General features: G+C 67.2%; 12 protein-coding genes. 5 read left to right on the top strand and 7 right to left on the bottom strand.

Going from position 1 to position 12,307, the window contains the following annotated elements:
* Positions 1–147 precede the first annotated feature (147 nt).
* Complete coding sequence (locus AB0L82_RS23370; protein WP_364639819.1) at positions 148–675, top strand: gamma carbonic anhydrase family protein; 528 nt, start codon at positions 148–150, stop codon at positions 673–675.
* A 56-nt stretch (positions 676–731) separates the two neighbouring features.
* On the opposite strand, the gene AB0L82_RS23365 is transcribed toward AB0L82_RS23370, so the two are convergent.
* Positions 732–1,361 (bottom strand): phosphoribosyltransferase family protein, encoded by a 630-nt coding sequence (locus AB0L82_RS23365; RefSeq protein ID WP_364639816.1) that lies wholly within the window; start codon positions 1,359–1,361, stop codon positions 732–734.
* Positions 1,362–1,449: 88 nt separating this feature from the next.
* The gene (locus AB0L82_RS23360) at positions 1,450–2,253 is read right to left on the bottom strand and encodes a carbon-nitrogen hydrolase family protein (RefSeq protein ID WP_364640487.1); all 804 of its coding nucleotides are present in this window, start codon (positions 2,251–2,253) and stop codon (positions 1,450–1,452) included.
* 272 nt (positions 2,254–2,525) lie between these two features.
* Between AB0L82_RS23360 and AB0L82_RS23355 the strand changes: the two genes are divergently transcribed.
* Positions 2,526–4,337: a DEAD/DEAH box helicase gene (locus AB0L82_RS23355; protein WP_364639813.1), complete on the top strand. Its 1,812-nt coding sequence runs from the start codon at positions 2,526–2,528 to the stop codon at positions 4,335–4,337.
* A gap of 131 nt (positions 4,338–4,468) precedes the next feature.
* Here the strand turns inward: AB0L82_RS23355 and AB0L82_RS23350 are convergent, their stop codons facing one another.
* On the bottom strand, positions 4,469–5,221 hold the full coding sequence (locus AB0L82_RS23350) for a hypothetical protein (protein ID WP_364639811.1): 753 nt from the start codon (positions 5,219–5,221) through the stop codon (positions 4,469–4,471).
* Between the two features lie 220 nt (positions 5,222–5,441).
* On the opposite strand from AB0L82_RS23350, the gene AB0L82_RS23345 reads away from it, so the two are divergent.
* Positions 5,442–6,611, top strand: a complete 1,170-nt coding sequence (locus AB0L82_RS23345) for an acyl-CoA dehydrogenase family protein (RefSeq protein WP_364639808.1) — start codon at positions 5,442–5,444, stop codon at positions 6,609–6,611.
* Between the two features lie 9 nt (positions 6,612–6,620).
* The gene (locus tag AB0L82_RS23340) at positions 6,621–7,748 is read left to right on the top strand and encodes an acyl-CoA dehydrogenase (protein ID WP_364639805.1); all 1,128 of its coding nucleotides are present in this window, start codon (positions 6,621–6,623) and stop codon (positions 7,746–7,748) included.
* A gap of 65 nt (positions 7,749–7,813) precedes the next feature.
* Here the strand turns inward: AB0L82_RS23340 and AB0L82_RS23335 are convergent, their stop codons facing one another.
* Positions 7,814–8,350, bottom strand: a complete 537-nt coding sequence (locus AB0L82_RS23335) for a hypothetical protein (protein WP_364639802.1) — start codon at positions 8,348–8,350, stop codon at positions 7,814–7,816.
* 303 nt (positions 8,351–8,653) lie between these two features.
* Here AB0L82_RS23335 and AB0L82_RS23330 point away from each other — a divergent pair, with 303 nt between their 5' ends.
* Positions 8,654–8,917: a hypothetical protein gene (locus AB0L82_RS23330; protein ID WP_364639799.1), complete on the top strand. Its 264-nt coding sequence runs from the start codon at positions 8,654–8,656 to the stop codon at positions 8,915–8,917.
* 54 nt (positions 8,918–8,971) lie between these two features.
* On the opposite strand, the gene AB0L82_RS23325 is transcribed toward AB0L82_RS23330, so the two are convergent.
* From AB0L82_RS23325 to AB0L82_RS23315, 3 genes are all read right to left on the bottom strand, one after another.
* On the bottom strand, positions 8,972–9,916 hold the full coding sequence (locus AB0L82_RS23325) for a hydroxymethylglutaryl-CoA lyase (RefSeq protein ID WP_364639796.1): 945 nt from the start codon (positions 9,914–9,916) through the stop codon (positions 8,972–8,974).
* The gene (locus AB0L82_RS23320) at positions 9,913–11,124 is read right to left on the bottom strand and encodes a CaiB/BaiF CoA-transferase family protein (RefSeq protein WP_364639793.1); all 1,212 of its coding nucleotides are present in this window, start codon (positions 11,122–11,124) and stop codon (positions 9,913–9,915) included. Before AB0L82_RS23320 ends, AB0L82_RS23325 begins: the two co-directional genes overlap by 4 nt.
* A gap of 174 nt (positions 11,125–11,298) precedes the next feature.
* Positions 11,299–12,234 carry a TauD/TfdA family dioxygenase gene (locus AB0L82_RS23315; protein ID WP_364639790.1) on the bottom strand — a complete coding sequence of 312 codons (936 nt, stop codon included), beginning with the start codon at positions 12,232–12,234 and terminating at the stop codon, positions 11,299–11,301.
* Between the last annotated feature and the right edge of the window lie 73 nt (positions 12,235–12,307).

Raw genomic sequence — 12,307 nt, 5'->3', positions numbered from 1 at the left:
GGTGACTGGCAATTGCGGCTGGATCGGCTGCGGAGGAGTTCCGACGCTGTTTGTGTACCAGGCGCATGAGTGGTCTCGCGGTGGTGGTTCGGGTGGGTGGCCGGTGATGTCGAACCGTTGGGCAGGGTGGGGGATTACGGTGCGGGGGTGCCACTTTATGAATTCGAGGGTAAGCGGCCGACGGTTGATCCGACGGCGTTCATCGCGCCGACCGCGACATTGATCGGGGACGTGCGGGTCGAGGCGGGGGCGTCGGTGTGGTACGGGGCCGTGCTGCGGGCCGATCTCGCGCCGATCATTATTCGCGAGCGGGCGAATGTGCAGGACAATGCCGTGATTCACGTGCCGGAGGATGTGCCGGTGGAGATCGGGCCGGGGTCCACGATCGCGCACGCGGTGGTGTTCCACGGTGCGACGCTGGGCGCGGAATCGATTGTGGGCAATGGCAGCACGGTGCTGGATATGGCGAAGATCGGCAGCGGCACCATGATCGCGGCGCATTCGCTGGTGCCGCCGGGGGCCGAGATTCCGGACGGGGTGCTGGCCGCCGGATCGCCCGCGCAGGTGCGCAAGCCGATCACGGGCACGCCCGCCGAACTCTGGGTGAAGGTGAATCCGTCCTACTACGCCGAACTCGCGCAGCGACACCGCAAGGGCATCACCGAGATTCACTGATCCACCGGATCACCCTCGGCGGCAACGAGCTTCAGGTGATCGAATCTCCGACGGCGTCAACGCGATTCGGTGAGGAGTTGAACGACCTCGTCGTCGGCGAGTTGGTGGAAGTCGAGGTAGACGCCGCCGACGCCGCCGAGTTCGCGCGGTACCAGCGGGCAGACGACTTCGTCGGCGAGCGCTCGAATGCGGTGCAGCGCTTCGGCGGAGGACACCGGTACCGCCACTATGACGCGGCGCGGTTCGTGCAGGCGGGCGATCTCGCAGGCGGCGGCGACGGTCGCGCCGGTGGCCATGCCGTCGTCGGCGATGATCACGGTGCGGTCCTTCAACGGGATCGGGGGGTCGGCGCGCAGTATCTGCCGTCGCCGTTCCAGTTCGACGCGTTCGCGGTCCTCGACCTCGGCGAACTGCCGGGGTGTGACGCCGGTGTTCAGTACGACGTCGGCATTGAGCACCCGTACCCCGTCCTCGCCGATGGCCCCCATGGCGAGTTCGGGCTGCCAGGGCACACCGAGTTTGCGCACCAGCAGCACATCGAGATCCCCGCCGATCACCGCGCGAATGCCGACCGCGATCGGCACCCCGCCCCGAGGCAGTCCCAGAATCAATGGATCCGCCGCGCGGAGGTGTCCGAGCACCCCACCCAGCGCTCGCCCGGCGGTCCCCCGATCCGGATACATCATTGCTGTTCAGTCTAGTTGCCGCCCCGGGACGCCCCGGTTTTCTGGCACATCCGGTCAGTAACCGGGCTGTCGCCGCGGAAAATCCGAACTACTCCCCGCGAATGGTGAAGCGGCGCAGCGCCAGACTCGGATTGGTGGTGCGAACCTCGGCGAGGTGATCCAGATCCACCCGCGCGGTCGCGATACCGGGCTGATCGCCGAGTTCGGCGAGCACGGCACCGGTCGGCGCGATGATCATGGACGCCCCCGACCCATTGGGCGCGGCCTGATCACACGCCGCCACATAAATGGTGTTCTCGATGGCCCGCGCCCGCAGCAGCGTCGTCCACTGATCGACCTTGCCCGGCCCGGGAATCCATTGCGCGGGCAGCACCAGCACGTGCGCACCCGCCGCCGCGATCCGCCGAATTCCTTCGGGGAACCGCAGGTCGAAGCAGGTCTGCATACCGAACACGATGCCATCGATGGTGAATGTCGGATCCTGGTCCAGCGGCCCGGGCAGGATTACATCGGATTCCCGCGATTTGAACGCGTCATACAGATGCACCTTGCGGTACACCGCCGCGAATTCCGCATTGGGCGTCGCGGCCACGAGCGTGTTGTAGATGAGCCCTTCGGGCTGATCCCCGCCCGGCGTTTCGAGCACGCCCGCGACCAGGTGCACCCCGAATTCGGCTGCGATACCGCGCAATCCGTTCACGAACGGCCCGGTGAGCGGTTCCGCCGCCGCGACCGCGCCCGCATCGAGCCGCAGCACCGAGTACATCGAGTACTCGGGCGCGATCACGAGCTGGGCGCCGAGCTCGGCGGCGGCCTGTACCTCGGCACGCAACGCGGTGAGATTGGCCACGGTGTCGGTGCCGGGCGCGAACTGCACCACGGCTATGTCAATGGCTCTGGCATCCGCCGCGCCGACGCTCGGTTGCGGTTGCGGCTCGGGTTCGTGAACGACGACGGTCGTCGCCCCCGAACTGCTCGGTTCCGGCGTTGTGACCGTGCCGGTTACGTAGTTGCGCACCGGAGCTGGTTCGGCGTGACCCAGTCCGGAGGCCGACGGGAGGGGGGCTGCGGCGACGGCCGAGGGCGGGTTGTCCGGTTGCACACGGTCCAGCCTATTCACCCTATGGTCGGACCGACCAGGGTAAGGCAGTAAACTCCTGGTCAATGAGTACCTCACCGGCCGACAGCGTTCCCACTGACGACGAGAGGGACGCGAACGGCCCGTCCTTCGCTGATCTCGGTATCGATGACCGCGTTTTGCGGGCCATCGCCGATGTCGGCTACGAATCGCCATCGCCCATCCAGGCTGCGACGATTCCCCCGCTGCTGAGCGGTGCGGATGTGGTGGGTCTCGCGCAGACCGGCACCGGTAAGACCGCCGCGTTCGCCATCCCGATCCTCATGGGGCTGGAAGTAACCGGCAAGTCGCCCAAGGCGCTGGTGCTGGCGCCGACGCGTGAGCTCGCGATCCAGGTTGCCGAGGCGTTCGGCCGGTACGCCACGCATATTCCGGGTCTGAACGTGCTGCCCATCTACGGCGGTCAGAACTACGCCGTGCAGCTGTCCGGCCTGCGCCGGGGCGCGCACGTAGTGGTCGGCACGCCCGGTCGTGTCATCGACCATCTGGAGCGCGGCACGCTCGATCTGACCCAGCTGCAGTATCTGGTCCTCGACGAGGCCGACGAGATGCTGAAGATGGGCTTCCAGGACGATGTGGAGCGCATTCTGCGCGATACCCCGGACACCAAGCAGGTGGCGCTGTTCTCGGCGACCATGCCGCCGGTGATCCGCAAGATCGCCAAGCAGTACCTGCACGATCCGGTGGAGATCACGGTCAAGACCAAGACCTCCACCAACACCAATATCGGTCAGCGCTATGTGATGGTGTCGTACCAGCGCAAGCTGGACGCGCTGACCCGCATCCTCGAGGTCGAATCCTTCGAGGCCATGATCATCTTCGTGCGCACCAAGCAGGCGACCGAGGAGTTGGCCGAAAAGCTGCGCGCGCGTGGGTATTCCGCCGCCGCCATCAACGGCGATATCGCGCAGGCACAGCGTGAGCGCACCATTGGGCAGCTCAAGAACGGCCAGCTCGACATTCTGGTCGCCACCGATGTGGCCGCGCGTGGTCTGGACGTGGATCGCATTTCGCACGTCGTGAACTACGACATTCCGCACGACACCGAGTCGTACGTGCACCGCATCGGCCGCACCGGTCGCGCGGGCCGCTCGGGTGAGGCGCTGCTGTTCGTGGCTCCGCGCGAGCGTCGCCTGCTCGATGCCATCGAGCGCGCCACCCGCCAGCCGCTGACCGAGATGCAGCTGCCCAGCGTCGATGATGTGAACGCGCAGCGTGTCGCGAAGTTCGGCGACACCATCACCGAGAATCTCTCCTCGGCGAATCTGCCGCTGTTCCGCAAGCTGATCGAGGATTACGAGCGCGAGCACAATATCCCGCTGGTGGATATCGCGGCCGCGCTGGCGATCGGCTCGTACGACGGCAACAACTTCTTCATGGAGCCCGATCCCGAGCCCGCGCCCCGGCGTGAGCGCGGTGATCGCGGTGAGCGTTCGTCCTTCGAGGGCGATCGCCGTGAGCGTCGTCCCCGCGAGGGCGGCCCGAGCCAGCACCGCCAGACCGGTGCGGATCTGGTCACCTACCGCATCGAGGTCGGCAAGCGGCACAAGGTCGCGCCGGGCGCGATCGTCGGCGCCATCGCGAACGAGGGCGGCCTGCGCCGCAGCGACTTCGGGCATATCTCGATCCGTCCGGATCACAGCCTGGTGGAACTGCCCGCCGATCTGTCGCAGGAGACGCTGAACGCGTTGAGCCGCACCAGGATCAGCGGTCAGCTCATTCAGCTCCAGCTCGACTCCGGTGCGCCGGGTCAGCGCTCCATGAGCCGCGCGCCCCGTCGCGGTCCCAGTGATCGTGAGTTCAAGCGGGCCGATACCCGCCGCAAGCCCCGCTCGTAAACCGCACCCGCCCAGCTGTTTTCGCCCGCCTGCCCGGCGCGGCGAAAGAGCCCGGGCGCGAGCGCGTTACGGCGCCAACAAAATGCGCCCAGGCTGTGAGCCGGGGCGCATTTGTTGTTCTATGGGGTGTTTCAGTTGGCGTCGCTGGAGCCGGTGCTTGCCGAACCGCTGCCTGCCGAGCCGGTGTCGGCGGGGGCCTGGGCGGGAGTGGTGGCGGGGGCGGCCGGATCCGTGGTCGCCGGGGGCGGGGTCACCGGGAGGTCGGCGACGGTGAAGAGGCCGACGGTGGGCAGCACCAGGCAGCGCGAGCCCGGATAGTCGATGCTGCCCCAGAGCGAGGCGACGACGGTGCCGGGGCCGGTGTCGACGGTCTTGGCCAGGGCCGGGAGGTTGTATTCGGTCTGCTCGTCCAGGGGCGTGATACCGCTGCGGCCGTTGCCCACGTTGAGCCAGGCCACGTTCAGGCCGGAGGCGAGCGGCATGCCGACGGTGGCGGGCGCGGCCTGGAAGCGCAGGGTTCCGGGCGGGCCGGAGAGGCCGTTGTCCGGACCGGGCTGACCGGAGACCGCGGAGGCGGCGGTCATGGTGAATGGCAGGTTGAAGCCGCAGCCCAGGGTCGGGGCCTGATATCCGAACGGTGTGAAGCCGATGTTCTTCAGTCCGGCGGCGGCGACCAGCTGTGCGGTCTTGGCGGTGGACGCGACCGCGTTCAGCGCGTCCTGATCGGTGCCCGCGGCCTGGGTGAGCTGGGCGACCGCGATGCCGACCGGAGTGTCGCCCGGAACTTTCGGCTCGGCGGTGGCGGTGCTGGTCGCACCGAGGACCGCCGTGGCGGCGATGGCGGCGACCGCTGCGGCGCGCCGGGGAAGGGTGCTGCCGTTCACTCGTGCTGCTCCTGCGAACTCTCGGATACCGGATGTGGTGGCAGGCGAGCGTCTTTCGCCGCGTGACGCGGGCGGGAACGTGCCTGATCTTCTCGGCAACGTACCAGCTCCGGCTGGGAACCGCCGGGCCGAGTGGCCCGCTGTTGTGATCCAGGCGACAAGCCCGCTATTACCGGGGGGTAAGTTCGAACTCGATACGACAGCGACGCTGGGAGATGCGATGAAACTTGCCCTGTCACCCGACGAGGTGAAATTCCGGGACGAACTGCGCGAGTTCTACCGGACCGAGATCCCGGCGGAGATCCGCGACCGCGTCAAGTACGGCCGCGAACTCTCCCGCGATGACATCGTCACCACGCACCGGATTCTCAACCAGCACGGTTACGCCGTCCCCAAGTGGCCGGTTGCCTGGGGCGGCCGCGACTGGACCCCCATGCAGCTGCACATCTGGGAAGACGAGATGCAGCTGGCGTCGGTGGTGGAACCGCTCACCTTCAACGCCCAGATGATCGGCCCCGTGATCGCGCAGTTCGGCTCCGAGGAGATGAAGCAGCGCTTCCTGCCGCCGACCGCGAACCTCGACATCTGGTGGTGCCAGGGCTTTTCCGAGCCGGACGCCGGATCGGACCTGGCCTCGCTGCGTACCACCGCGGTGCGCGACGGCGATTCCTACATCGTCAACGGCCAGAAGATCTGGACCACCCTGGCCCAGTACGCCGACTGGATCTTCTGCCTGGTGCGCACCGATCCGACGGTGAAGAAGCAGGCCGGCATCTCGATGCTGCTCTTCGATGTGAAGACCCCCGGCGTGACCATCCGCCCGATCAAATTGATCGACGGGCATCACGAGGTCAACGAGGTCTTCTTCGAGAATGTCCGGGTGCCCGCCGATCAGCTGGTCGGCGAGGAGAACATGGGCTGGACCTACGCCAAATTCCTGCTCGGCAACGAGCGCACCGGCATCACCGGCGTCGGCCGCACCAAGGTCAAGCTGGGTGTCGCGAAAGAGTATGCGGCGCAGATCAAGTCGGGTCGCGGCACACTGCTCGAGGATCCGGTGTTCGCGGCGCGCATCGCCGAACTGGAGAACGAGCTGCTGGCCCTGGAGCTCACCCTGGCCCGCGTGGTCTCCCAGCCTTCCGATGGCAAGCCGAATCCGGCCTCCTCGGTGCTCAAGCTGCGCGGTTCCGAATTGCAGCAGGCCGCGACGGAATTGCTGCTCGATATCGCCGGGCCGGACGCGCTTCCGGTCGAGACCGAGGGCATCGCGTCGCCGGATTGGGCGCAGCGCACCGGTCCGAGCTATCTGAACTACCGCAAGACAACCATCTACGGAGGTTCCAGCGAGGTGCAGCGCACCATCATCGCCTCCACCATCCTCGGATTGTGAGCTGCCGCCATGGATTTCGAACTCACCGATGAACAGGTCATGCTGCGCGACACGGTCCGCGATCTGCTCGCGCGGGCCTACGATCCGGAAACCCGCCTGAAGGTCACCGATACCGAACTCGGCTGGAATCGCGATGTCTGGCGTCAGCTCGCCGAACTCGGCGTGCTGGGCCTGCCCTTCAGCGAGGAGGACGGCGGCGTCGGCGCGGGACCGGTCGAGGTCATGGTGGTGCTCGAGGAGGTCGGCCGCCGCCTCGCGCCCGAGCCGATCCTCGACGCGGTGCTGATCCCCGGCACGCTGATCGCGGCCGCGGGCACCGAGGCACAGCGGCAGCGGGTGCTGCCTGAGCTGGTCGGCGGCGCCAGGCTGCTGGCCTTCGCGCACGATGAGCCCGGTACCCGCTGGCCCGCAACCGAACTCACCACCGCCGCCGTTCCATCAGGTGACGGCTACGCGCTGACGGGTGTCAAAAACCCGGTCCCGCACGGTGATTGCGCCGACGAGCTGGTGGTCAGCGCCGAACTCCCCGGCGGCGGCCTGGGCCTGTTCCTGGTGGCGGCCGATGCGGAAGGCGTGTCCCGCAAGCCTTTCCGCACTTTCGACGGTCGTCGCGGCGCACAGGTGGAATTCGCCTCGGCCCGGGCCGAACTGCTCGGCGACAATGCCGATGCCCAGGCGGCGGTGGCGGTGGCCACCGCCCAGGCGCAGGCGGCTCTCTGCGCCGAATCCCTCGGGGCGATGGAGGAGGCGTTGCGCCTGACCACCGAATACCTCAAGACCCGTAAACAATTCGGCGTCACGCTGTCCAAGTTCCAGACCCTGAGCCAGCGTGCCGCCAATATGTACGTCTCGCTGGAGCTGGCCCGCAGTATGAGCCTGTACGCCACCGCCGCCGTGGCCGACGATGTCACCGATCCGGTGGTCGCCTCCCGCGCCCGCCTCCAGGTCGGCCGCTCGGCTCGCCACATCGGCCAGGAGGCGATCCAGATGCACGGCGGTATCGGCATCACCACCGAATACCCGGTCAGCCACTACGTGGCTCGCCTGACCGCCATCGCCCGCACCCTGGGCGGCGATCTGGAACACCTGCGCGTCCTCACCGACCGCGTCGGCGACTACACCCTGGTCGAGTTCTAGCTCACCGCAAACGAATTCGCGCCCCGCATCGGCACTGATGCGGGGCGCGAATTCGTTGGCGTGGTCTACCCGCTGGCGGGTGAATCGTCCTCCGTCGTCGGGACCGCGATCGCGGGTTCCGTCGTGGCGGGTGGGGTGGTGCGGGTGTATTCCGTTGTGGGAGCGGGGTTATCGGTGGTGGGACGCGGCCGCGTGGTGGTCGGGCGGGTGGTGCTGGGATGCAGCGGCGTGGTGCGGGACGCCGTGGTCGGGGATTCCGCGTCCGGGTTCGCGTCCTTGGGGTCCGTCGTGGGGAGCGAGGAGATCGGGGAGTGACGCGGGGGTTGGTCGGCCGCCACCCGCCAGGTGGGGGAGGGCGGGATCACGACGGCCGGGGTGGTGGTGCCGTTCTTGGTGGCTGAAACCACGGGCGCCGCTTGCAGATCCGCGTTCAAGGGCGGGGGCGCGACGTAGGTGTCCTGGCCGCCCAGGCCGCACGCGCCGATGAGTACCAGGCCGAGCGAGACCGCGCCGACGGCGGCCGCGACGCCCGCCACGGGAGCGGGTAGCCGCCGCCACGGGGTGGCGTCGCGCGGGTCCGCGCCGACGTTGCTGCCTGCCATGGGGAGCACTCCTGATTCGTCTCGAGTGGGCTCACCCTAACGGAGGAGGTACCGCGGTGCCAGGCGGGTGGTCGGTCCGTTTCAACGACAACCCCGGCGAAAGCGCAAGGCACAACAATATCTCAAACAGCAATGATTCACATATCGAATCAATAAAGTCCGCGTGTTCTGCGCACGTGTCGCATGGACATTTCGTTGCCGAGCCGTAATGTGTGTCCAAAGTTACACGTGAGACGCCCGAAATTTGCCGAGAGACGCGCACCTGGTTCGCCGAACTCGGCGGGCGTCATCGAGGAGTGGATGATGGGTGCATTCTCGACATCCCCGCAGCGCGCGATAGCGCGTACGGGGGAGCCTGCGGCCTCGGAATCGTCGCGCTGGTGGACAATTCTGGCTCGCACCACCGCCTGGGTGATCTTCCTCGGGGGAGTTGTCGGCGCGGTGCTCGGGATTGCCGGTCTACGCGTCGAAGTCACGGTCGCCGGGCTGATTCTCGCCTGTACCGCCGGATTGATTCTGCTCAAACTGCGTGCCGACGCCGCGGCCGCGGCCGCCGATAAACACTGACGCATTCCGCGGAACTCGCAGACGCATTCTCCGAACTCGCAATTGCGCTGAAGCTCAAGGCTGCCTGCGAATAACCCATTCGAATGCGGCGGCCTCCGACCGGCTGCCCTCGGCCGTTCGCGACCTATTCGGCTCCCCGAGTTCGGCGAGCAGGCGCTCCGAGATCGGCACGAGTGCCGCCAATGCCGCCGGTGTGAACCATTCCGGCCGGGTCGCGAAAAGCAGATCCTCACTCGAGGTATTTCCCGACGCCCCCGGTGCGAACGGGCAGCCGCCGAGCCCGCCCAGTGACCCGTCAAGGACGCTTGCGCCCGCACCGAGCGCCGCCAGCGAATTGGCCACGCCCATACCCCAGGTGTCGTGCCCGTGGAAGACGATTCGATGCGCGTCGGTGCCCCAGTGCCCCTGTGCGACAACCGCGCTCACCAGTGCCGTCACCTGCCTGGGATGCGCCTGCCCGAGGGTGTCGGCCAGCACGATATCGGCCGACCCCTCCGCACGCGGGTCCCGCGCGATGGCCAGTACCCGCTCCGGATCCACCGGACCCTCGAACGGGCATGTGAAAGTCGTTGCCAGACAGAGCTGAATCCGCCCGCCCGCCGCCCGCGCGAACTCCACGGCAGCGGGCATCGCGGCCAGACTCTCCTCGGTGGTGCGCCCGATATTCGCCTTGTTATGCGAATCCGAGACCGAGAAGCAGTACTGGAAATTGCGCACCCCCGCCGCGGCGGCCTTCTCCACATGCCGCGGCGTCGCCACCCACACCCAGCAGCGTTCCAGCTCCTCCGGGGTCAGCGCGGCCACCAGTTCGAGGGTATTGGCCATGGGCGGCACCAGATCCGGGCGCGCCATGGAACCGATCTCCAATTCCGGCACCCCCAGCGCCAGCAGCTCGCGCACGATCTCCACCTTGCGCTCGGTGGGCAGCACCTTCCCGGTCAGCTGCAATCCGTCGCGCAGCGTCACATCGCGCAGTATGCCGTTCGCCAGTGCGGTCATCGGCCCTCCAGAGCGTCGATTTCGAGATCGGACATGCCGAGCAGTCCGGAGAGCACCTCGTGCGTGTGCTCACCCAGATCGGGGCCGACATTGCGAATATCCAGGGACTGTTCCCCGATCACCGGGACGATGCCGGTGAACCCGACCTGCTTGGGTTCGGCCTCGCCCACATCGACGGCGAAGTTCTGAATCATATTGCGCGCCCGGTACTGCTCGTCGGCGACGATATCGGCGGCGGTGTAAATGGGCCCGCACGGAATGGCGGCCGCCTCGAGCAGCGCGAGCGCCTCATCGCGCGTGCGCAATCGAGTCCACTCCGCGATGGAGGCGTCCAGCCGCTCGCGATTTCGCCAGCGACCCGCATTGTCCTGGAGCTCGGGATCACTCGCGAGATCCGGCCGCTCGATCACCTGCATATAGCGCTGGAAGATCGCGTCGCCATTACCGCCGATGATGATGCTGTACCCATCGGCGCACGGATAGGCATTGCTGGGCGCGATGCCCTCCATGCGCCCGCCCACGCGTTCCCGATTGATGCCGTAGGCCAGGTAATCGGGCACCAGCGATTCCATCACCGACAGGATGGATTCATTGAGCGCGACATCGATGATGCGCTGTTCCAAGGGAACCCGATCATTGCGGCGCTCGCGCTGGAACAGCGCCATGACGGTCCCGAACGCGGCGTAGATCCCCGCGATGGAATCGCCGATCGACACCCCGACTCGCACCGGCGGCCGATCCGGATCACCGACGAGTTCCCGCAATCCGCCGACGGCTTCGGCCACCGCCGCGAATCCCGGCCGCTGTGCCAGCGGCCCGGTCTGCCCGTAGGCGGAGATTCGGGTGATCACCAGATCCGGATTGGCGGCGTTGAGCGCGTCCGGCCCCAGCCCCCACTTCTCCAGCATGCCGGGGCGGAAGTTCTCCAGCAGCACATCGCACCGCTTCACCAGATCCAGCACGATCCGGCGCCCCGCCTCGGTCCGCAGATCCAGCGTGATCGACTTCTTACTCCGGTTGACCGTGCGATAGAGCATGGAGGTGTCGCCGCCGTAGAGCCGCCAATTGCGGAGCTCGTCACCGGTTTTCGGCCGCTCGACCTTGATCACCTCGGCCCCGAAGTCCCCCAGGATCCGGCCCGCTGTCGGCGCGGCCACGTAATTACCCAGCTCCAGAACCCGCACACCGTCGAGCGGCCGAATCTCCATGCGCGCAATTCTGCCTCGAGCCCGCGACCGGGCGGTCGGCTCCGGTCGTGCGACGACCCGTGCGAACCCCGGATACGCGAAAGGCCGATGCGACCCTCGAGAGATGGGAGGTCGCATCGGCCGGGCTTCCCGGGCATGGCGCACGCAAGAACATCACGCCGGGAAGGGTTTTCGTCAGGCAGCGCGCGGGGCGACCTGTTCGATGACCGAGTAGTGCTCGGCATTGCCGGTGATGATGGTGCTCGGATTGCCGTGGATGTCGACCGGGACATCGCCGGCGAGGGTGATGCGGGTCAGGCGGCGCGGCTGGCCGTCGTAATCGTCGACGGCGTAGTGCTGGGTGGCGCGGTTGTCCCAGATCGCGACATCGCCGAGCTGCCAGTTCCAGCGAGTGGTGTTCTCCAGCTTGGTGACCCGGTTCTGCAGTAGCTGGAACAGCGCGGCGGATTCGGCGGCGGACAGCCCGACGAAGTTCTTCACGAAATGGCCGAGCAACAGGGTGCGCTCACCGGTGACCGGGTGCACGCGGACCACCGGGTGCTCGGTCTCGTAGTAGGTGGACTCGAACTCCGCGCGGTATGCCTTACCCTGCTCGTTCGGGGCGTGGGTGTCACTGCGATCGGCCGCGTAGTCGTAGGCGTTGGTGTGCCGGGCGCGCAGGTTCTCCACCAGCGCCTTGAGCGGCTCCGGCAGCGATTCGTACGCGGCGGTGGTCGAGGCCCAGGTGGTGGAGCCGCCGTAGGAGGGCAGGTGTACCGCACGCAGGATGGACGCCTTCGGAATGCGATCCACGAAGGTGACATCGGTGTGCCAGCTATTGGCGCGGCCGTATTCCGAATCGATGGGCAGCGACTTCACGCCCCGCGAGGTGACGGTCGGATGCGGGGTGGTGGGCTGACCGAGCAGCTGCGCGAATTCGTACTGACCGTCCTCGGTCAGATGCTCCTGGCCGCGGAAGAAGATCACCTTGTGCGCGTGCAGGGCATCCTGGATCACCTTGACGGTCTCGGAATCCAGCTCGCCGCTCAGCCGGACGCCGTCGATACGGGCACCGATCTTGCTGCCGAGCTTCACCACGGTGGCGGTGGAGGTGGCGTAATCGACGGACATACTGGGCCTTTCGCTCGAACGATTGCGTGGTTCGAGCACACCATCGGCCCAGCGTCCGAAACAGGTTTAGGCG

This window comes from Nocardia sp. NPDC052001 (assembly GCF_040680615.1).
GTDB lineage: Bacteria > Actinomycetota > Actinomycetes > Mycobacteriales > Mycobacteriaceae > Nocardia.
Note: the sequence above shows the minus strand (reverse complement) of the source record. Positions and strands in the feature narration are given on the sequence as shown.